This window comes from Ferruginibacter sp. (assembly GCF_031391665.1).
Classification (GTDB): Bacteria; Bacteroidota; Bacteroidia; order Chitinophagales; family Chitinophagaceae; genus Ferruginibacter.
In genome coordinates this window covers 1-2044 of record NZ_JANMUN010000035.1, presented here as the reverse complement: position 1 = coordinate 2044, position 2044 = coordinate 1, and the positions used below count along the sequence as shown (strand labels likewise).

Sequence of the window (2044 nt, the reverse complement as noted above, 5' to 3'; positions counted from 1 at the left end):
GGATAAAGCATTAATGTTGGTATAAAAGCGGCAACCCACATCCTGCAAATCATAAATTACCAGGTCAACATTAGCAAGGTCTTTTTTGGTAGGTTTGTTTTTATTGCCATACAGCGAAATTACAGGTTTGCCCGTAGCAATATCAGTTTCATCGGCAACTTCTGTGCCGGCACTTGCATTACCACGAAAACCATGTTCGGGGCCAAACACTTTTACTATCTTAACGCCAAGGCTTTTCAAACTATCTACTAAATGCGTTTTATTAATGATGGTGGTTTGGTTGGCAAGTATGGCTACCCTTTTTCCTTTTAGATAGGGCACATATTTACCTGTTTGCTCAGCACCTGTTTTTATTGGTGCGTTTACATTAACAGCAAGAATGTTTAGTTGATTTTTATTATTAAGGCCAAGGCTTAATACAACAAAAAGGAGAAGGAAGAATTTCATCGCTATATTTTTTATTGAACGGAATAAATATTTAAATGGATTGTTGATTTTAAGTAAATATGAAAGCACTTTTTTCTTTTAATATCTATTATGGTTTATCAACTGATGCATTTATACCATCTTTTAATTGCAAAGTTGTTTTTGCTTTTAAAGCAGATACTACTTTTTTACCCGTTCTTGCTTCAAGTTCTTTTCTTGCAACTTTAGCAACATTACCACCTTGCTTTGCAATTTTTTTACTCTCTTCAAATCCTTTAGGGTTTACTGCTGCCGAAATATCTTTAGTAGATGCTTCTGCCAGCATATTTAAGATCAATTCGGTGTTCGTCATATTATCTCTCAGGTTTTCCTTTTTTAAACCTTTTAGTATTTTGTATTCTTTAGTTGTTTTCTCCGACCATTCTTTGGTAATAATATCGGTAAGGGTTGCAAACTGAACGCCTTCTTTCAAGCCTCTTTTTCTCCATTCATCAGTTAACTCTTTTCGTATATCAATACTCTTCAGGCGTTGGTTTATCCAGCTTTCAGAATAACCTAATTGCAGGTATTGCTCCATTGCTCTGTCAATAGTAAGTTCGGGGTCTTGTATTTCATCCAATCTTTCTGCTGCAATTTTTGCCAGCCATAATTTAAATGGCTCTGCCTTTGGCGAGGGGATGGATTGTATAAGGCGGAAGAGTTGTTCTGTATCAGCAACATCTGTCATTCGCATTTTACCATCAGCAGCCAGCATTTTCAAACCGTGACGGATTGTCACGGTTTCATTTCCTTCTTCTTTTAGTCGTTGTTTAAGTTTTCTCCAATAGGCATTTGGATCAACACTTTCAGTTAAAACTGCAATCACATCAACAATAGCTATATACCATTTTTCCTGCTCTTCGTCCCAAACAGCTCTTACTTTTTTATTGTTAAATATTTTTATGGCGTCTTTCTTTTCCATATTGCAATGATTTAAATTTCCGAAGGGTTGTAGCTATCCCGTGAAGAAGATACGGTATGGCTTTGCGTATATTGCCATGGGATACCTAGCGTTGGTCTAACAAAACAAATATAACTATTTACCATAGCGTTTTAAGAATGATTAGGCAAAAAAATAGCCAGGCAATGTGCCGGACTATTATGAGATATTTTGCAAAATATTTTTATTCCGGCCGGTGCGGCACCGACCAGGGAGAAAAATATTACTTTTTCTTAGGTGCCGCCTTCTTCACCGCAGTTTTCTTTGGCGCTTTAGATGCCGCTTTCTTCGCCGGTGCTTTTTTATCAAACGCTTTCGGTTCCTGCACCAAAATCATTTTTTTAACATCGTCAATAGTCAATGCCAGCAATTCTTCGGGGCTGTATTTGCCATTGGCACCGCTGCCGCTGAGTTTGTATTTCTTTTTGCCCATTTTAATAATGGCGCCCCAGCGTTCGTTTTCGATAGTGATCTTGTCTTCGGGAAATGCTTTTATAACACGGTTGGCTTCTTTTACAATTTTAGCCGCTATCAGCTCATCAATATCATTTTGAGAGAGGGCATCGTAATTATAACGCACCGGAATATTAATAAACATGTCGTTCCATTTAATAAACGGGCCAAAGCGGCCTTTGCCTT

General features: G+C 37.6%; 2 protein-coding genes and 1 pseudogene. All 3 read right to left on the bottom strand.

What is annotated here, in order from left to right; genetic code table 11:
• A partial coding sequence (locus ACY651_RS03280; RefSeq protein WP_462249680.1) for an exo-beta-N-acetylmuramidase NamZ domain-containing protein occupies positions 1 to 447 on the bottom strand: 447 nt, incomplete at its 3' end.
• Positions 448 to 535: 88 nt separating this feature from the next.
• Positions 536 to 1387, bottom strand: coding sequence for a BRO-N domain-containing protein (locus ACY651_RS03275; protein WP_462249678.1), 852 nt, complete (start codon positions 1385 to 1387; stop codon positions 536 to 538).
• A gap of 241 nt (positions 1388 to 1628) precedes the next feature.
• Positions 1629 to 2044, bottom strand: a pseudogene (locus ACY651_RS03270) (type I DNA topoisomerase); the annotation flags it as partial.

What these genes read in the sequence shown, in the direction of transcription:
- ACY651_RS03275 (WP_462249678.1), bottom strand. Translation starts at nt 1,387, where the DNA reads ATGGAAAAGAAAGACGCCATAAAAATATTTAACAATAAAAAAGTAAGA.